Below are 18,782 nucleotides of genomic sequence, written 5' to 3'. Positions count from 1 at the left end.
TTCTCGGTTCCCGGACATGATGTCCGACCGAGGGGCTACGGTATGCACCCACAAGGTGACATGCAGCAACGCCGGGAGAAACCTTGAGCGTTCCGTACGAGACGGCAGCGTACGAACCAGCCGAGTCGCCCGAGTCTCCTGAGGAGCATCTCGCGCGGCTCCTCGGCCGTGCCCTGAACTCCTTCGAGCTCCCCGACGAGGTGATACGGCGGCTCGACTGCGCGCTGGCGCACGACAGTTCGCTGCACTCGGCGTACCACAGCGCGGGGCTGCACCGGGAGACGTACCGGCACACCTGGCTGCTCGCCGACGGCTCCGCGCTCACGCTGTGGGAGCTGGTGCACAATCCCACGCCGGGCGCCGCCCCGGAGAGCGAGGTGTACGTCGACGAGGAGGAGCTGCAGGCGGCCGCCGCGCGGCTCGGGGTGCCGCCGCAGACGCCGGAGTTCGAGCTGCCCGCGCTGATGCGCCTGTGGGCGATTCCGGAGCCGAGGCACGTGTTCGCCTCCGAGGACTCGGCGGACCACGCGCGCCGGCTTCTGCGCCGTGCGGAGAACCCGGACCGGCCCGGCGCCGAGACGGCGGCGCTGCTGGCCACGGCCACGGCGCACGAGATCACGCAGGCGTTCGGCCGCCCGGGACGCGCCGGACGCGTGGGACTGAGCTACGCGCTGTACGAGCACGCGTTCCTGCTGCCGGACGGCGGCCAGGTCTCCCTGTGGGAGGTCGAGCACACGGCGACACCCGACGGGCGGCACATGTGCGAGGTGTACATGTCGGAGGACGCGGCCCGCGACGCCATGGAACGGCGCGCGGCACGGCAGGGATAGCACCCGCGAGGACGTCCGCGCGACTCGCGGAACGGCGTGCGCGGCTCGCGGGACGGCGCCGCGCGGCCGGGGGATCGCGGCGCGTGGGACGCCCGAGCGGCCCCGGCGCCCCGCTCCGTCAGCCGCCCGTGAATCGCCGGACCAGGCGCGCGAAGGCGTCCTGTTCGGCGGGCGTCAGCTCGACGGACTCCAGCTCCGGACCCGTGCTCCGCTGCCGCGGCAGGGCCGTGAGGAGCGGCGCGGTGGTGCGGCGGGGCGGGGCCGGGGGGCCCATGCGGCGCAGCAGGCGGATCAGGACGACGGCCCACGCGACGGCTGCCACAGCGAGGACGGCCACGCCGGCCAACTGGAGAGTCGGGACGTGCTCAGGCATGCGTCCCAGTACACACCACGGTCCGGGACTTAAGTCCCGGACCGTGACGTATCTCGCAGGTGCCGTGAACAACTCACAGCACACCAAAGGGACAAGAGGCAGCGGTACGGCGGTCAGGCCGCGACCGGCTGCTTGGACTCCTTCGCCGTGGCGGCCGCGTTCGCGGCGGGGTCGGCGGGGTCGGCGGGCGCGGACTCCGGGGCCTGCTTGCGCATGCCCTTGAGCAGGACGACCAAGGCCGTGGTGGCGCAGACGCCGGCGGCGATGGCGATGAGGTACAGCAGCGGGTTGCCGATCAGCGGGACCACGAAGATGCCGCCGTGCGGGGCGCGCAGTGTGGCGCCGAAGGCCATCGACAGGGCGCCGGTGAGCGCGCCGCCGACCATGGACGACGGGATCACCCGCAGCGGGTCGGCCGCCGCGAACGGGATCGCGCCCTCGGAGATGAAGGAGGCGCCCAGGACCCAGGCGGCCTTGCCGTTCTCGCGCTCGGCCCGGGTGAAGAGCGTGCCGCGCACGGTGGTGGCCAACGCCATCGCCAGCGGCGGGACCATGCCGGCCGCCATCACCGCGGCCATGATCTTCATCGCGGAGTCGCTGGGGTTCGAGACCGCGATGCCGGCGGTGGCGAAGGTGTAGGCGACCTTGTTGACGGGGCCGCCCAGGTCGAAGCACATCATCAGGCCGAGCAGGGCGCCGAGCAGGATCGCGTTGGAGCCGGTGAGGCCGTTCAGCCAGTCGGTGAGGGCGTGTTGGGCGGTGGCGATGGGCTTGCCGATGACGACGAACATCAGGAAACCGACGATCGCCGAGGAGATCAGCGGGATCACCACCACCGGCATGATGCCGCGCAGGGCCGGCGGGATGGTGACCTTCTGGATGGCCATCACCACGCCACCGGCGATCAGGCCGGCCGCCAGGCCGCCGAGGAAGCCGGCGTTGATGGTCAGGGAGATCGCGCCGCCCACGAAGCCGGGGACGAGGCCGGGCCGGTCCGCCATGCCGTAGGCGATGTAGCCGGCCAGGACCGGGACGAGGAAGCCGAAGGCGACGCCGCCGATCTGGAACAGCAGGGCGCCCCAGCTGTCGGCCTGGGTCCATATGAAGTGGTCCATCACCGACGGCGCCTTGTTGATCTTGTAGCCGCCGATCGCGAAGCCCAGGGCGATGAGGAGGCCGCCGGCGGCGACGAACGGGACCATGTAGCTCACGCCGCTCATCAGCCACTTGCGGAGCTTGGTGCCGTACCCCTCGGTGGAGTCGCCGGCCCGCTCGACCGGTGTGCCGGCCGACGCGGACGCCGGCGCGCCGGCCTCGCCGCGCGCCGCCTTCTCGCGCACCTCCGCGATGAGCTGGGCGGGGCGGTTGATGCCCGCCTTCACGCCCACGTCGACGGTGGGCTTGCCCGCGAAGCGGTCCTTGTCGCGGACCGGGACGTCGTGCGCGAAGATCACGGCGTCCGCCGCCGCGATCACCGCCGGGTCCAGCCGGTCGAAGCCGGCCGAGCCCTGCGTCTCGACGACCAGTTCGACGCCCGCCTCGCGGCCCGCGTTCTCCAGGGACTCGGCCGCCATGTAGGTGTGGGCGATGCCGGTAGGGCAGGAGGTGACGGCGACGATACGGAAGGGCCGCTCGGCGGAGTCCCCGCCGGAGCCGGCGCCGACGGGGGCGGCCTGCGCGGGGGCGGCCTGCGCAGGGGCGGATGCGCCCGGCTCCTGCGCGGTGGTGCCCGCCGCGGCGCCGGCGGAGGCCGCCACCGACGCCGCAGCGGTGTCTTCGGAGCCGGTCTTGGCGTCCGCGGCGTCCGCAGCGCCCACGGCAGCCTGCCCGGAGGCGCCCTGAGCAGCGTCCTCCTTGGACGAAGCCGCCTGCGCCGTGCTCGGCGTCTCCTCCCCGCGGATCAGCGCCGCCGCCGTCTCCGCGTCGGTCGCCGCGCGCAGCGCCGAGGTGAACTCGGTGTTCATCAGCTGGCGGGCGAGCGAGGAGAGGATCGTCAGGTGGGCGTCGTCGGCGCCGGCCGGGGCCGCGATCAGGAAGATCAGGTCGGCCGGGCCGTCCGGGGCGCCGAAGTCGATGCCGGCCGTGCTGCGGCCGAAGGCGAGGGTCGGCTCGGTGGCGTGGGCGCTGCGGCAGTGCGGGATGCCGATGCCGCCGTCGAGGCCGGTCGGCATCTGGGCCTCGCGGGCCGCCACGTCGGCGAGGAAGCCCTCCAGGTCGGTCACCCGGCCCTGGGCCGCCATGCGCTCGGCGAGGGCACGCGCCGCCGCTTCCTTGGTGTCGGCGGACAGGTCGAGATCGACCAGGTCCGCGGTGATCATGTCGCTCATCGCGGGCTCCTCTGCACGCGTATCGCCCGGGGAGAGGGGTGGGCGAAGGTGGGGACGGGGGTGCGGTGGGGGGAGACGGTGGGAGTCGGGGCGGTGACCGTGGCGGAGGACGGGGAGTCCCGCCACGGCCGGTGGGGACAGGCGGTGGAAGCCGGAGCGGCGGCCACGGCGAAGGACGGGGAACGCCGCCACGGCCGGTGAGGGGAGGCGGTGGAAGCCGGGGCGGTGACCGTGGCGGAGGACGGGGAGTCCCGCCACGGCCGGTGGGGAGCGGTCGTACGGGGGCGGGCCGGGGCGCTCACGGCACCGGCTCCGTCAGTTCGCGGTCGAGGGGGATCTCGGCCGTGACGGTCACCGCCGACGGGTCCAGGTCGGCGGGAGTCGGCATGACGCTGCCGGGCAGCTGGACGGCGGCGGCGCCGTGGGCGACGGCGGACGCGAGGGCCTCGGGGCCGCTGCCGCCGGCGATCAGGAAACCGGCGAGGGAGGAGTCGCCGGCGCCGACGTTGCTGCGGACGGCGTCCACGCGCGCGGTGGCGTACCAGGCGCCCGTGTCCTCGACGAGGAGCTGCCCGTCGGCGCCCAGGCTCGCGAGCACGGCGCGCGCGCCCATGGCGCGCACCTCCTCGGCCGCCTTCAGCGCGTCGCCCACGGTCGCCAGGGGGCGCCCGACGGCTTCGGCGAGTTCCTCGGCGTTGGGCTTCACCACGTCGGGCCGGGCGCGCAGCGCCTCCAGCAGCGCGCGCCCCGAGGTGTCCAAGGCGATGCGCGCGCCCCCGGCGTGCGCCTCCGTGACGACATCGGCGTACCAGGAGGGCGCGAGCCCCCGGGGCAGGCTGCCGCAGCACGCGATCCAGTCGGCGTCGCGTGAGTGCTCGCGGATGGCGGCCAGCAGCAGGGCCTGCTCGGGCGCCGACAGCTCCGGCCCCGGCGCGTTGATCTTGGTGAGGATCCCGTCGGACTCGGCGAGCGCGATGTTGGAGCGGGTGTCTCCGGCGACCGGGACCGGCGCGACCTCGATGCCCTGCGCGTCGAGCAGGTCGGCGACGAGCGCGCCCGGCGCACCACCCAGGGGCAGCACGGCGACCGTGCGCCGCCCGGCGGCCGCGACGGCGCGCGAGACGTTCACGCCCTTGCCGCCGGGGTCCATGCGCTCGGTCTCGGCACGGACGACCTCGCCGCGCTTGAGGGCCAGGACCTCGTAGGTGCGGTCCAGGGAGGGGTTGGGGGTGACGGTGAGGATCATGCGCGCACTACTTCCGTGCCGCCGCGCTCGATGACGGCGGCGTCTTCAGGGCTCAGTCCGGTGTCGGTGATCAGCAGGTCCACGTCGCCCAGGTCGCCGAACCGGGCGAAGTGCTCCTGGCCGTGCTTGGAGGAGTCGGCCAGCAGGACCACGCGGCGGGCGGCGGCGACCGCGGCCCGCTTGACCGCGGCCTCGGCGAGGTCCGGGGTGGTCAGCCCGTGCTCGGCGGAGAAGCCGTTCGCGGCCACGAACAGCACGTCGGCGCGGATCTCGCCGTACGCGCGCAGCGCCCAGGCGTCCACGGCGGCGCGCGTACGGTGCCGTACGCGCCCCCCGACCAGGTGGAGCTGGATGCCCGGGTGGTCGGCGAGGCGGGCGGCGATCGGCAGGCTGTGCGTGACGACGGTCAGGGCGGCCTCCAGCGGGATCGCGGCGGCGACCCTGGCGACCGTCGTGCCGGCGTCGAGGATCATCGTGCCCTCGGCCGGCAGTTCGGCGAGGGCCGCCTTGGCGATGCGGTCCTTCTCGTCGGCCGCGGTGGACTCGCGCTCGGCGAGGTCCGGTTCGAAGTCGAGCCGGCCGACCGGGATGGCACCGCCGTGCACCCGGCGGACGAGGCCGGCGCGGTCGAGGGCCTTCAGATCGCGGCGAATCGTCTCCGCGGTGACCTGGAACTCCTCCGCGAGCGACAGGACATCCACCCGGCCCCCGTCACGCGCGAGCCGGAGGATCTCCTGCTGCCGTTCCGGTGCGTACATCTCGCTGGCCTCCGACTCGATGTCCGTTCGCTTCTGAGTGATGCCCGAACGTGTGGTTTCAGTCGGGAGGCTACGCCGGGATTTCCGGAAAGTAAACAGGTTCGGGCTTGGATCGGGCATGACCGGGCGTCCGGCCGGACGGAGGGGCACGCGAAGGGCCCGGCACCCCGCGGGTGCCGGGCCCTGGTGGGCGCGGTTCTCAGTGCACCAGTTCCGGCTCCCGCGCCGGCGTCGGGGCGTCCGCTCCCTCCACGTGCTGCGCCGGCCGCTTCGGCAGCGCGGACATCAGCAGGAAGATCGCGGCCATGACGCCGGCGACCCACCACAGCGCGTGCTGGAAGGCGTGCACGAACGCCGGGCCGACCTGGCCCGGGGCGAGCCGGTCGCCGATCTCGCCGAAGAACACCACCGACACCAGGCCCAGGCCGAGCGCGTTGCCCATCTGCTGCACCGTGTTGATCAGCCCGGACGCGGAACCGGCGTGCTCACGCGGCACCTCCGAGAGCACCGCGTCCGTCAGCGGGGCGACGATCAGCCCCATCCCCGCGCCCATCACGACCAGCGGCAGGGCCATCTGCCAGGACGCGATGGCGAGGCCGTACCGGTGCGCCTCCCACAGATAGACCAGGACACCCACGGCCATGGTCAGCGCCCCCGCCTGGAGCACCTTCCGCCCGAACCTGGGGACCAGCTTCTGCACCGACATCCCGGCCGCCGTGGACACCGCCAGCGAGAACGGCACGCCGGTCAGCCCCGCGCGCAGCGGGCTCCAGCCCAGACCGATCTGCATGTACAGCGTCCAGACCAGGAAGAAGATGCCGAGCGCGACACCGAAGACGGTCTGTACGGCGATGCCCGCGGCGAAGCTCTTCACCCGGAAGAGGGACAACTCGACGAGCGGGGAACCGTCCTTGGCCGCCTTCCGTTTTTCGTACGACACCAGCGCGGCGAAGACCACGAGCGCACCGGCCATGCAGAGGTGGCCCCACAGCGGCCAGCCCAGCTCGCGTCCGCGGGTGAGGGGGAACAGCAGCATCAGCAGGCCCAGCGAGACCAGGGCGACACCGACCAGGTCCAGCTTCAGCGCCTTGGGGGCCTTCGATTCGGTGATGAAACGGCGTCCGAGCAGCCAGGCCAGGACGCCCACGGGGAGGTTGATGAGGAAGATGGGCCGCCACTCGAGGCCGAACAGGTTCCACTCCGTCAGCAGCGCGCCCAGCAGCGGCCCGGACACCGCGCCGAGGCCCACGATCGCGCCGAACAGGCCGAAGACCTTGCCGCGTTCGTGCGCCGGGAAGGTGGCGTGCACGATCGACAGCACCTGCGGCACCATCATCGCCGCCATGCCGCCCTGCAGCACGCGCGAGGCGACCAGCATCTCCGGGTTCACGGCGAAGCCGCACAGGGCGGAGGCGAGGGTGAAGCCGCCGACACCGATCAGGAACAGCCGTTTGCGGCCGTGGATGTCGCCGAGACGGCCGCCGGTGATGAGACCCGCGGCGAAGGCCAGCGCATAACCGGCGGTGATCCACTGGATCTGGCTGACCGAGGCGTGGGCGGTCCGCTCGATGGACGGGATGGCGATGTTGACGATCGTGACGTCGACGAGGTCCATGAAGGCGGCGGCCATGACGATCGCCAGCGCGAACCAGCGGCGGCGGTCACCAGGCTCCTGGCGAGCACTGAGGGTCTGTTCCGTGGAGGTCATGCCGTCACGCTAGGACCGCATTAGGTCAGATGATGTCCTAGTGGTACGGCATCCTCGACGGCATGACGACGGACACACCGGCACGGCTGCTGCAGCTCCTCTCACTCCTCCAGACGCCCCGCGAGTGGCCCGGCGGCGAGCTGGCCGAGCGGCTCGGGGTGTCGCGCCGGACCGTGCGGCGGGACATCGACCGGCTGCGGGAGCTGGGCTATCCGGTGCAGGCCACGAAGGGCTCCGACGGCGGGTACCGGCTGGTGGCGGGCAAGGCGCTGCCGCCACTGGTGCTGGACGACGAGGAGGCGGTCGCGATCGCGGTGGGGCTGCGGGCCGGCGCCGGGCATGCCGTGGAGGGGGTGGACGAGGCCTCGGTGCGGGCCCTGGCCAAGCTGGAGCAGGTGCTGCCGTCCCGGCTGCGCCACCGGGTGTCCACACTGCAGGCGGCGACCACGGCGCTGACCAGCGGCGACGGGCCGAGCATCGCGCCGGAGACGCTGACCGTGATGGCCTCGACGGTGGCGGGGCACGAGCGGCTGCGGTTCGCCTACCGCGACAAGGACGGCGGCGAGTCGCGGCGGCTGACCGAGCCGCACCGGCTGGTGTCGACCGGGCGGCGCTGGTATCTCGTCGCCTACGACCTCGACCGCGCCGACTGGCGGACCTTCCGGGTGGACCGGGTGAGCGAGCCGTTCGCGACCGGAGTCCGGTTCACCCCACGGGAGTTGCCGACCGGAAGCGCCGCGGAGTATCTGCGGCAGTCCATCCAGGGCCGGCACGACACCTACGACTTCGCGGTGCGGTTCGCCGCGCCGGCGGAGCAGGTCTCCGCCCGGGTGCCGGCATGGCTCGGAGCGCCGGAGGACGACGGAAAGGGAGGCTGCGTCCTGCGGGGCGCCTTCGGCGGCCCCTTGGAGTGGCTGGCGGTGCGGCTGGCGATGACAGGGTACGAGTTCGCGGTGCAGGGGCCGGACGAACTGGTGGCGTGTGTAAGGGAGTTGGGAGGACGGCTGAGCCGGGCGGTGGCTGGATGACTGGTGCGGCGCTGCGGGAGCTTGACGGAGGGCCGAGCCGGGCGGGGGCCGGATGAACTGGCGCCGCGCTGCGGGAACTTGGCGGAGGGCCGAGCCGGGCGGGGGCTGGATGAACTGGCGCCGCGCTGCGGGAACTTGGCGGAGAGCTGAGTGATGGGTGACGGCTAGTTGTATTGCCCTGAGAGGTTGGGGACGCGGCTGGCGGGTGGGTGGCCCTTGAGTGCGGTGTGTCCGCGGTGGTGATTGTAGGTGTGCAGCCATTGTGGGAAGGCGTCGCGTCGTTCCTGCTCGGAGCGGTAGGGGCGGGCGTAGGCCCATTCGTCGAGCAGGGTGCGGTTGAAGCGTTCGACCTTGCCGTTGGTCTGGGGCCGGTAGGGCCGGGTTCGCTTGTGGGTGATCCCTGCCGCCGTCAGCAGGTCTCGCCAGTCGCGTGAGCGGTAGCAGGCGCCGTTGTCCGTCAGGACTCGTTCGACGGTGACCCCACAGCCGGTGAAGAACGCCTGCGCCCGAGTCCAGAAGCCGGTGGCAGTCTCCTTCTTCTCGTCCGGGTGGATCTCGCTGTAGGCCAGGCGGGAGTGGTCGTCGACGGCGGTGTGCAGGTAGCTGTAGCCGGCGTTGGCGCGGGTCTTGCGGCCCGTTTGTCGGCCGAGGACCTTGTGGCCGCCGCCATCGGGGATGTTGCCGAGCTTCTTGATGTCGACGTGCACCAGTTCACCGGGGCGGTCGCGTTCGTAGCGGCGTATGACACGGCCCGTGGCCCGGTCCAGGTGCGTGAGGCGGGCCAGGCCGTAGCGGGTCAGCACGCGGTGCACCGTCGAGGGAACCAGGCGGAGCAGGTGTGCGATGCGGGCCGGTCCCCACCGGCGCAGCACGCGGACCTTGATGATCCGGCGCTCGGTGCGGGTCGGAGTACGGCGCGGGCTTGTGCGCGGTCGGGAGGAGCGGTCGCTCATACCCGCCTCGCCGAGCTGGCGGTAGCGGTCGGCCCATCGCTGGGCCGTGGTCGGTGAGACCTGGAAACGTTCGGCAGCCCGGCGCAGGGGCCAGCCGTCCTCGACCACACAGCGGGCCAGGCGAAGACGGCCGGTCTCGGTCAGCGGTGCATTACGGTGGGGCAAGAGGGCCTTCTCGGTGCTCGGTGGAGATGTCGCAATCCACACCGAAGCCGGAAGGCCCTCACCCGTTCAAGACCACCCAGCCGTGCCGTCCGTCACCAACCTCCCTGGACAGAACAGCTAGTGCTGTTCGTCAGCCGGCTCGCCGACCCAGCGGAAGCTCCGCAGAGAGGCGAGGTTGCGCAGCGCGAGGGCCGCAGGGCCGTCCGGCCCCGTGGGCGGGGCGGTGGTGGCGGCCCAGGACTCCACGGCCACGCGGACGGCGGCCCCGGCGACGGCGGCGGCGAAGCGGAGGTCGGGGCCGGCCGGCGTCGGGGCATCGCCGTCGGTCGACGCCATGCGGCTCGCGAGGATCTCGGCCAGGGTGCGCTCCGAGGCCTGGCACACCTCGGCCCAGACCTTGCGCAGGGCGGGGCCGGCTTCGGCGAGGCGGATAAGGGTGCGGACCCATTCCCAGGACGCCGTCGAGACGCCGGCGCCGGGGGTGAGGGTGTACCGGACGGCGTGCTCCAGGGCTTCAAGGACGCCGAGGCCGGCCGGGGCCGAGCGGACCGCTTCCGCCCAGCGCTGGGCGCCCGCCGCGTAGAGGGGGGCGACCGCTTCCTCCTTGGTGGCGAAGTAGCGGTAGAACGTGCGCGGTGCGATGCCCGCGGCCTGCGCGATGTCCTCGGCGCGGGTCGCGCGCAGGCCCTGGCGGACGAACAGGGCCGCCGCCGCCCGTGCGATCTCCATCCGGGTCTCGGCCTTCCGGCGTTCGGTCAGCGAGACCGGTGCGGGAGCGGACAGCGGCTGATCGGAGGTGCCTGAGGTGAGGCCGGAGGTGGGGCCGGGGGCGGAACCAGGGGTGGTGCTCATCCCGGCAGGCTATGCCTATGTGGCAGAATCTGCCATCCGGCGGTCCACCCCGGGGTTCAGGTACGGGGTGGGCCGTCGTTCCAGGATGCGGCCGCCTCCGCGCTGCCTCCACATGCGCTGGCCTGATGTGAACGCTCGGGCAGCACCGGGCGGTTGGACTACGGCATGCGGCACGCGATCAGTTTGGCTCAAGTACCGGCCAATGAACGGCAGTTGACGGCGGACACACGATGAAGCCGGGCCTCGGCACCCGGGGGGGGATAGGTGCCGAGGCCCGGCTGGGAAGGTCCCGGCGCCGGGGGGGTGTGCGTCGGGACCTGGCTCTGTGGCCTGGGTGGTGCGGTGCCGGGCGCGTGGGGTCGGCCCAGTCGGCGTGGTGCATGGTGCGTGGGGAGTGCGGTTCCCGGGCCTGGCTGCTGTGGGGCCCGGAAGGGTTGTTCCCGTGGGCCCGGGAGTTGAAGCGAGGGGACAGCGCCATGTTTGCGCCGTCTTCCGCCACCGGCGTGCGCTCCCCCCAGGCACCTTACGCCCAAGAGCAACACCCGCCCCGGGCGGCCGTATCCCAGAGGCACCATGCACCCCGGGCGGCGTACCTCACAGGCACCACCGGCCCCGAGTGCGGTACCCACAGGCGCCCCCGCCCCGGGCGGCGTGCTCCACAGGCGCCACGCACCCCGAGCGGCGTGCCCACAGAGGCACCGCACCCCGAGCGGTGTCCCCCCAGGCATCACGCACCCCAGGTGCCGTACGCCCGCAGGCGTCGGTGCCGGGTCCGCCGGACCGGATGCACCGTGCCGGTGACCGCCCCCTCCCCCGCTACGCCGCCGCGTCGAAGCCGGTCTGGCGGGCCAGCTTCTTCAGTTCCAGGAGGGCGTGCTTCTCGATCTGGCGGATGCGTTCGCGGGTCAGGCCGTGCTCCTTGCCGACCTCGGTCAGAGTGCGCTCGCGCCCGTCCTCGATGCCGTACCGCATCTTGATGATGGAGGCCGTGCGCTGGTCGAGGCGGCCGATCAGGTCGTCCAGCTCCTCGCTGCGCAGGAGCGTGAGGACGGACTGCTCGGGGCTGACCGCGGACGTGTCCTCCAGCAGGTCGCCGAACTGGGTCTCGCCCTCGTCGTCCACCGACATGTTCAGCGAGACGGGGTCGCGGGCCCAGTCCAGGACGTCGATGACGCGCTCCGCCGTCGTGCCCAGCTCCTCGGCGATCTCCGCGGGCTCCGGGTCGCGGCCGTGCTCGCGGTTGAACTCGCGCTGAACGCGGCGGATGCGGCCCAGCTCCTCCACCAGGTGGACGGGGAGCCGGATGGTGCGGGACTGGTCGGCGATGGAGCGGGTGATGGCCTGGCGGATCCACCAGGTGGCGTACGTGGAGAACTTGAAGCCCTTGCGGTAGTCGAACTTCTCCACCGCGCGCACCAGGCCGGCGTTGCCCTCCTGGATCAGGTCGAGCAGGGGCAGGCCGCTGCGCGGATAGCGCCGGGCCACGGCCACGACCAGCCGGAGGTTGGAGCGGATGAAGATGTCCTTGGCCCGCTCACCGGCGGCCACCAGCGCCTCCAGCTCCTCGCGGGAGGCGTCCGTGGCGGACTCCTCCTCGCCGTCGAGGATCTGCTGCGCGAACACACCCGCCTCGATGGTCTGGGACAGCTCGACCTCCTTTGCGGCGTCGAGCAGCGGCGTACGCGCGATCTCGTCGAGGTACATGCCGACCAGGTCGCGGTCCGCGATCTCGCCGCCATGAGCGCGAACACTGCTTGCCGAGTCGACCGTCTCGCCGGTGGCGGACTGACGACGGGCGACGGCACGGGTTGCCATGCGTGCTCCCTTGCGATGGTGGGCTGGCGGGTGGTCCTGATGAACGCTCGGCACCGAGGGGAGGGTCTATGGAACTCTCTCCGAGTGCCCTGCATCCGTGGGAAACAACGACTGGAATCCGGACAGAATTCCCAACCCGCCCCCCAATTTTTCTGATCATGCAGTACCCTGTCCGCCACACGGGAGACGTGATGCCGATGCTTCGTACAGAAGTGCAGGTCAGGCCGGGAGTCGAGGGGGATCTCGACGCCCTCACGGCGATCTACAACCACTATGTACGTGAGACGGCCATCACCTTCGATACCGCGATCTTCACTCCGGAAGAGCGCCGCCCTTGGCTGCTCTCCCACCCGGAAGACGGCCCGCACCGCCTGATGGTTGCCACGGACGCGGAGTCACAGGAGATTCTGGGGTACGCCACATCCAGCCCTTACCGGCCGAAGCCCGCGTACGTCACCTCCGTGGAGACATCGGTGTACGTCGCCCCGGACGCGGGCCGGCGCGGCGTCGGCACGCTGCTCTACGACGCCCTCTTCAAGGCGCTCGCGGACGAGGACGTGCACCGCGCCTACGCCGGGATCGCCCAGCCGAACGAGGCCTCCGAGCGGCTGCACGCCCGCTTCGGCTTCCGGCACGTGGGCACGTACCACGAGGTGGGCCGCAAGTTCGGCCGCTACTGGGACGTGGCCTGGTACGAGAAGGAGCTGTGAGGCCACTCACACCGGGACCGCGAAGGGCCACCGAAACGGCCACCGTCAAGGGCCGGCATGAAGGGCCGGCATGAAGGCCACCGAAACGGCCACCGTGAAGGGCCGGCGGAAGGACCGCCGTGAAACCCCCACGGCCCCGCCTCACCCGAACTGCACGGACCGCTTCGCCATGCCCATCCAGAACCCGTCGATCACGGACTTCTGCGCGTCCAGTCCGCCGCCCGCGTCCGCCGCGCCCATGGTCACGAAGAGCGGGGCGAAGTGCTCGGTGCGCGGGTGGGCGTAACGGCCGGCCGGCGCCTTGTCCAGGAAGTCCAGCAGGGCGTCCCAGTCGCGGGCCTCCAGGGCGCTCCGACCCCAGTCGTCGAACTCGGAGGACCAGCTGGGCACGCCGCCGCCCGTGTGGCGCAGGGCGGCCAGGTTGTGGGTGAAGAAGCCGGAGCCGATGATCAGCACGCCCTCGTCGCGGAGCGGGGCGAGCCTGCGGCCGATCTCCATCAGGCGCACCGGGTCGAGGGTGGGCATGGAGATCTGCAGCACCGGGATGTCGGCGTCGGGGAACATCTCGACGAGGGGGACGTAGGCGCCGTGGTCGAGGCCGCGGTCGGGGATGTCCTGGACGGGGGTGCCGGGGGCGCGCAGCAGCTTGCGCACGGACTCGGCGAGCTCGGGGGCGCCGGGGGCGGGGTACCGGACCCGGTAGTAGTGCTCGGGGAAGCCCCAGAAGTCGTAGACGAGCGGGACGGTCTCCACCGCGCCCAGCGCGAGCGGCGCCTCCTCCCAGTGGGCGGAGACCATGAGGATGGCCTTCGGCCGGGGCAGCCGTGCCGACCAGGCGGCGAGCTGGCCGGGCCAGACGGGGTCGTCCGCGAGCGGCGGGGCGCCGTGGCTGAGGTACAGGGCGGGCATGCGCTCCTTGGCGGTGGTCATGACGGCTCCCCTGCCTCCCGTTCCGTTGCTTTAACTCTCAAGCTCTTACTGTGAGAGTACGCCCCACTTGGTTCAAATTTCAAGGAGCTGCCTCGTACAGTGGAACACATGAACACGGCACCGGACCCCGCCGCACAGCACCGCTGGCTCACCGACGAGGAACAGCGCGTCTGGCGCGCCTATCTGCACGCCACCACGCTGCTGGAGGACCACCTCGACCGGCAGTTGCAGCGGGACGCGGGCATGCCGCACATCTACTACGGCCTGCTCGTCGGCCTCGCCGAGGCGCCCCGGCGCCGGCTGCGGATGACCGAGCTGGCGATGCAGGCGAAGATCACCCGCTCCCGGCTGTCGCACGCCATCGCCCGGCTGGAGAAGAACGGCTGGGTGCGCCGTGAGGACTGCCCGTCCGACAAGCGCGGCCAGTTCGCGGTGCTCACCGACGAGGGCGCCGAGGTGCTGCGGCGCACCGCGCCCGGCCATGTCACCGCCGTGCGCCAGGCGCTGTTCGAGCGGCTGTCCCCGGAACAGCAGAAGGCCCTCGGCGAGATCATGGAGATCATCGCCGAGGGCCTCCAGCCCGATGAAGCGGGTGCGGACCTGCCCTGGCTCCGCTAGGTCCTGTCTGACAGGCCCTGGGCCACCGTACGGCCGGCTACGGCCGCTGGTTCACGTGCGGCCGCTCAGTGGGCCACCACCGGCACCGGAACCTCGTCCTCGACGCCCTCGCCCTGGCCGGAGGCGACCGTGGCGGAGCCCGGACGGCCGGCGTTGACGAAGGTGAAGGCGATCAGGGAGGCGAGGGCGAGGATGCCCACGGCGAACCAGATCGCGGTGCTGTAGCCGTGCACCATGCCCTGGAGCCCGACCAGCTGCTGCTGCGGCTTGGAGGCGGCCTGGGCGATGTGGTCCTTGACGTACGAGGTGGTCGCCGAGGCGGCGATGGTATTCAGCAGGGCGGTGCCGATCGCGCCGCCCACCTGCTGCGAGGTGTTGACCATCGCGGAGGCGACACCGGCGTCCCGGGGCTGGACACCCGCGGTGGCCAGGGACATCGCCGGCATGAAGGCCGTACCCATGCCGAGGCCGAGCAGCACCATCGCGGGCAGCAGCTGGGTGCCGTACGAGGAGTCGATCTTCAGCTGGGTCAGGATCAGCATGCCGAGCGCGGCGACCAGGAAGCCGGGGCCCATCAGGAAGCGGGCCGGGATCCGGGTCATCAGCCGGGTGCCGATCTGGGTGGAACCGGTGATCATGCCGGCCACCATCGGCAGGAACGCGAAGCCGGTCTTGACCGGCGAGTAGCCCTTCACGACCTGCAGGTAGTAGGTCAGGAAGAGGAACAGGCCGAACATGCCGATGATCGCGAGACCGAGGGAGAGGTAGATCCCGCCGCGGTTGCGGTCGGTCACCACGCGCAGCGGCAGCAGCGGGGCCTTGACCCGGGACTCGACGAACGCGAAGGCGCTCAGCAGCACCGCCGACGCCACGAACATCGCGATGGTGACGCCGTCGCCCCAGCCGTCGGACTCGGCGCGGGTGAAGCCGTAGACCAGGGCGATCAGGCCGAGGGAGGACAGGACCACGCCGGGGACGTCGAGCGGGGAGCGGTTGCGGCCGCCCTCGGGCTCACGGATGACGAAGTAGGCGCCGGCCGCGGCGACGACGGCGAACGGGACGTTGACGAAGAAGGTCCAGCGCCAGTTCAGGTACTCGGTGAGGAAACCGCCCAGGATCAGGCCGACGGCGCCGCCGCCGCCGGCGATCGCGCCGTAGATGCCGAACGCCTTGGCGCGCTCCTTGGCGTCGGTGAACATCACCGCCAGCAGCGACAGGGCGGCCGGGGCGAGCAGCGCGCCGAAGACGCCCTGCAGCGCGCGGGCGCCGAACATCATCGGGCCGGTGGTGGCGGCGCCGCCCAGCGCGGAGGCGAGGGCGAAGCCGGCCAGGCCGGTGACGAAGGCGCGCTTGCGGCCCCACTTGTCGGCGATGCGGCCGCCGAAGAGCAGCAGACCGCCGAAGGCGAGGGCGTAGGCGGTGACGACCCACTGCCGGTTGCCGTCGGATATCCCGAGGTCGGTCTGGGCAGAGGGCAGGGCGATGTTCACGATGGTGGCGTCCAGGACGACCATCAGCTGGGCGAGCGCGATGAAGACGAGCGCCTTCCAGCGGTTGGCGTCGCCGCGCGGGGCGACGGCGCCGGGAGCCTTGAGGGCTGTTTCGGACATGGAGGTACCCACTTCGGGACTTCGTGACGGAAAGGTCGGATCGGGATGTGGTGACGGATGGATCGGAGTTGCCGGATAAAACGCAGTAGGCAGACAAAACGGCGGACGAACCGCCGGCGGACGACGGCGGACGAACCGCCTGCGAACGGCGGCAAAGGAGCAGCAGGGCACCGGCTCGGCGGCTCGTCGACGCTGACGGCCGGCGGTCGGGTGCAGTGGTGGACTCGGGTCGGGGGCCGAACTAATCGGTCAGCACGCGCGCAGCTCCTGGACGGTGACGGCCCTGCCCGGCAGGGCGGAGCGGGCGGAGGCCCGCAGGCCGTCGAGGAAGATCTGGAGGTGGCGGTGGACGAAGCGGTCGCCGCGCAGGCAGTCCGTGCCGGCCGGGGGCCGGCTCAGCTGGGCCACGGCGATCAGCAGGTCACCGACGCCCACGTCGGTCCGCAGCTGACCGGCCGCCACGGCCCGGCGCATGACCTCCTCGACGAGCTGCTCCACGCGCCGGCGCGCGGCCTCCAGGTCGGGGTGGTGCTGGTCGAAGGTGCTGGAGATCATCGGGCACAGCGCGCTGATCCGCTCGTCGGCGGCGGTGTGCACGAAGTGCTCCAGCGCGGAGAAGGCGTCCCCGGTCTCCGCGAGGGCGACCTCGGCCGCCTCGGCCGTACGGTCCATCACGGAGCAGACGACCTCGCGGACGAGGGCGTCGCGGTCGGGGAAGTTGCGGTACACCGTGGCGTTGCCGACCCCGGCCCGGCGGGCGATCTCGTCCAGCGGCACGTCCGGGCCGTGCTCGACGAACATCTCCCGGGCGGCGGTGACGATCCGCTCCCGGTTGCGCACGGCGTCGGCACGGGGCCGGGACACCTTGCGCGGTGCGGGGGTGGTCGCGGTCGGCACGTCGTACTCCTCGAGGTGTGGAACCGGGTGTCGGACTGGTCCTGCTGCTTCGACGCCCGGAGGGATCCGGGGAAGCAGTCCCCGTTTCGCTCGGACACAGGTCTAAACGGGGAGAGGGTCCCCGGTTATTTCCCGCCCGGAAAAGAATGCCTGTGACCTGAGACACACTCACCTCCGGCCGATTTCACCCCCCTGCAGGCCCGCATTCCCACGATCGGTCTCCTCCAGCGCGCGACGCGCACACCGCCGACACAGGGTGAGCGCAAGGGTGCAGCCGGAGACCTGCGGCTGCCGTGGAGCGAAGGGTCCATGCATGCCGCCGCAGCCGCCCCGCCGCATATCCCTTCCCGCCGGAGCCCTCAGGGGCGGTTTCCAGCACGCCGCGCGGGACGTGCACGCCGACGGCATGACCGAGGTGGACGGCCCCGCCGAGCGGGACGGCCGGAGCGGAAGGGGCGAGGTGCGCCGGCGCGCACGCCGTCGCATACGCCCGCGCCGGGTGGCCGCCCTGGTCGTGGTGACCGCACTGACCCTCGCGGTCAGCACCTCGGCCGGCACCGGACACCTGATGGCGCCCACCACCGCGGGCCCCGTCGGCTCGGCCCGCTCCGCCCTCGTCCCCTGCGCCGTCCACGGCGCTATCGACGTGCAGATGACCGAGGGCATGCCCACCCCGCACGGCTACGCCCGCTCCACGGGCACGCTCCGCGCCCTGACCCTGATGATCGACTTCTCCGACGCGCCCGGTGAGGGCAGCGCCATGGACCGCTTCCACGAGTTCTTCCCGCAGACCCAGCAGTGGTTCCGGACCGCGTCGTACGGCCGCCTGGACTACCGGCCGCAGACGCCGATCCCCACCTGGCTGCGGATGCCGAGATCCTTCGAGGAGTACGGCATAGAGCGGGGCGCGCCCTTCGACCCCGGTTACCGGCAGCTGGTGCAGGACATCGTGGCCGCCGCCGACCCGATGGTGAACTTCCGCGACTACGACATCCTCAACGTCCTGGTCACCCCGAACGCCGGCCCCTCCGCCCTGGACACGGTCCTGTCCGTCACCTTCGCGGGCAACGGCGACGCCCCGGTCGCCGACGGGGTGCCCGTCGCCAACGCGTCCTTCGTCTACTCCCGGCAGGACGACGGCTCCGGCTCCTACTCCCGCACCGGCTACCGGGTGCTGCCGCACGAGAACGGCCACACCTTCGGCCTGCCCGACCTGTACACCCAGGACGGCGGGGGCGCGGTCGGGCACTGGGACATCATGAGCGAGGACTGGGGGGCCGGCAACGATCTCCTCGGCTGGCACAAGTGGAAGCTGGGCTGGCTGGACGGCTCCCAGGTGGGCTGCGTGGCGGGCCGGGGCACCGTGGAGTACCAGCTGACACCGCTGTACAAGCGGGGCGGCGGCAAGCTGGTCCTCGTACCCCTCGGCTCCCGGAGCACCTACGCCCTCGAGGTACGGGAGCAGGGCGGCAACGACGAAGTGGTCTGCCGGCCGGGCCTGCTCGTCTACAAGGTGGACGGCGGCATCGACACCGGCCGCGGCCCGATCACGGTCTACGACAGCCACCCGCACAGCGCCGGCTGCACCCGCAGCCCCAACGTCCAGACCGAACTCTCCGACGCCACCCTCACCCCGGGCGAGACCTTCAGGGACCCCGCCCACGGGATCACCGTCCAGGTGGTCAGCCGGGAGGAGGCGGGGGGGTATCGGGTGCGGGTTTCTCGGGGATAGGGGCCTGGGCAGGGGTAGGGGTTTGCCGACGGGCCTCCCCGGGACGCTCTCCGGCCCCTGTGCCCTCTCGACGTGGCAGACCTCCCTGCACCCTTTCCGCGAGGCAGGCCCCCCGGGACGTCCTCCGTGAGGCGGGCCCCTCGAGACGCTCTCCAGCGCGGTCGGCCTCCCCGTGTTGGGCCTCCCCGGACGGCTTCGTGATGGGCCTCCCCGGACGGCTTCCGGGGAGG

General features: G+C 72.2%; 16 protein-coding genes. 5 read left to right on the top strand and 11 right to left on the bottom strand.

Annotation, left to right across the window (positions count from 1 at the left end; all coding sequences use genetic code 11):
- The first annotated feature begins 83 nt into the window (after positions 1-83).
- A complete protein-coding gene (locus OG956_RS20565) occupies positions 84-830 on the top strand; it encodes a DUF6227 family protein (protein WP_330339452.1) in 747 nt (248 codons plus the stop codon).
- Positions 831-948: 118 nt separating this feature from the next.
- Here the strand turns inward: OG956_RS20565 and OG956_RS20560 are convergent, their stop codons facing one another.
- From OG956_RS20560 to OG956_RS20540, 5 genes are all read right to left on the bottom strand, one after another.
- Positions 949-1,203 (bottom strand): hypothetical protein, encoded by a 255-nt coding sequence (locus tag OG956_RS20560; protein WP_330339451.1) that lies wholly within the window; start codon positions 1,201-1,203, stop codon positions 949-951.
- Positions 1,204-1,316: 113 nt separating this feature from the next.
- Positions 1,317-3,530 carry a PTS fructose transporter subunit IIABC gene (locus OG956_RS20555; protein ID WP_330339450.1) on the bottom strand — a complete coding sequence of 738 codons (2,214 nt, stop codon included), beginning with the start codon at positions 3,528-3,530 and terminating at the stop codon, positions 1,317-1,319.
- Between the two features lie 298 nt (positions 3,531-3,828).
- A complete protein-coding gene (gene pfkB, locus OG956_RS20550) occupies positions 3,829-4,776 on the bottom strand; it encodes a 1-phosphofructokinase (RefSeq protein WP_330339449.1) in 948 nt (315 codons plus the stop codon).
- The gene (locus OG956_RS20545) at positions 4,773-5,534 is read right to left on the bottom strand and encodes a DeoR/GlpR family DNA-binding transcription regulator (protein ID WP_330339448.1); all 762 of its coding nucleotides are present in this window, start codon (positions 5,532-5,534) and stop codon (positions 4,773-4,775) included. The genes pfkB and OG956_RS20545 overlap by 4 nt, the downstream gene beginning before the upstream one ends.
- A 199-nt stretch (positions 5,535-5,733) precedes the next feature.
- The gene (locus OG956_RS20540) at positions 5,734-7,242 is read right to left on the bottom strand and encodes an MFS transporter (protein WP_330339447.1); all 1,509 of its coding nucleotides are present in this window, start codon (positions 7,240-7,242) and stop codon (positions 5,734-5,736) included.
- Positions 7,243-7,304: 62 nt separating this feature from the next.
- Here OG956_RS20540 and OG956_RS20535 point away from each other — a divergent pair, with 62 nt between their 5' ends.
- Entirely contained in the window at positions 7,305-8,270 is a 966-nt protein-coding gene (locus tag OG956_RS20535; RefSeq protein WP_330339446.1) for a helix-turn-helix transcriptional regulator, read from the top strand.
- A gap of 164 nt (positions 8,271-8,434) precedes the next feature.
- Here OG956_RS20535 and OG956_RS20530 read toward each other — a convergent pair whose 3' ends face one another.
- The 3 genes from OG956_RS20530 to OG956_RS20520 all read right to left on the bottom strand — a co-directional run bounded on the left by OG956_RS20530 (position 8,435) and on the right by OG956_RS20520 (position 12,055).
- Positions 8,435-9,388: an IS481 family transposase gene (locus OG956_RS20530; protein ID WP_330339445.1), complete on the bottom strand. Its 954-nt coding sequence runs from the start codon at positions 9,386-9,388 to the stop codon at positions 8,435-8,437.
- Between the two features lie 117 nt (positions 9,389-9,505).
- Positions 9,506-10,117: a TetR/AcrR family transcriptional regulator gene (locus OG956_RS20525; protein WP_330342894.1), complete on the bottom strand. Its 612-nt coding sequence runs from the start codon at positions 10,115-10,117 to the stop codon at positions 9,506-9,508.
- 939 nt (positions 10,118-11,056) lie between these two features.
- Positions 11,057-12,055, bottom strand: coding sequence for a sigma-70 family RNA polymerase sigma factor (locus tag OG956_RS20520; protein ID WP_330339444.1), 999 nt, complete (start codon positions 12,053-12,055; stop codon positions 11,057-11,059).
- A 191-nt stretch (positions 12,056-12,246) separates the two neighbouring features.
- Between OG956_RS20520 and OG956_RS20515 the strand changes: the two genes are divergently transcribed.
- Positions 12,247-12,765, top strand: coding sequence for a GNAT family N-acetyltransferase (locus tag OG956_RS20515; protein WP_330339443.1), 519 nt, complete (start codon positions 12,247-12,249; stop codon positions 12,763-12,765).
- Between the two features lie 141 nt (positions 12,766-12,906).
- Here OG956_RS20515 and OG956_RS20510 read toward each other — a convergent pair whose 3' ends face one another.
- Complete coding sequence (locus OG956_RS20510; protein ID WP_443065580.1) at positions 12,907-13,695, bottom strand: dioxygenase family protein; 789 nt, start codon at positions 13,693-13,695, stop codon at positions 12,907-12,909.
- A 108-nt stretch (positions 13,696-13,803) separates the two neighbouring features.
- Between OG956_RS20510 and OG956_RS20505 the strand changes: the two genes are divergently transcribed.
- Complete coding sequence (locus OG956_RS20505; RefSeq protein ID WP_330339442.1) at positions 13,804-14,313, top strand: MarR family winged helix-turn-helix transcriptional regulator; 510 nt, start codon at positions 13,804-13,806, stop codon at positions 14,311-14,313.
- Between the two features lie 65 nt (positions 14,314-14,378).
- Here the strand turns inward: OG956_RS20505 and OG956_RS20500 are convergent, their stop codons facing one another.
- A complete protein-coding gene (locus OG956_RS20500; protein WP_330339441.1) occupies positions 14,379-15,923 on the bottom strand; it encodes an MFS transporter in 1,545 nt (514 codons plus the stop codon).
- 249 nt (positions 15,924-16,172) lie between these two features.
- On the bottom strand, positions 16,173-16,820 hold the full coding sequence (locus OG956_RS20495; RefSeq protein WP_330339440.1) for a TetR/AcrR family transcriptional regulator: 648 nt from the start codon (positions 16,818-16,820) through the stop codon (positions 16,173-16,175).
- A gap of 313 nt (positions 16,821-17,133) precedes the next feature.
- On the opposite strand from OG956_RS20495, the gene OG956_RS20490 reads away from it, so the two are divergent.
- Positions 17,134-18,552, top strand: a complete 1,419-nt coding sequence (locus OG956_RS20490) for a M6 family metalloprotease domain-containing protein (RefSeq protein ID WP_443065579.1) — start codon at positions 17,134-17,136, stop codon at positions 18,550-18,552.
- Positions 18,553-18,782: the final 230 nt, after the last annotated feature.

The organism is Streptomyces sp. NBC_00557 (genome assembly GCF_036345995.1).
Classification (GTDB): Bacteria; Actinomycetota; Actinomycetes; order Streptomycetales; family Streptomycetaceae; genus Streptomyces.
The sequence above is the reverse complement of the archived record's forward strand: the minus strand, read 5'-3'. Positions and strand labels throughout refer to the sequence as shown.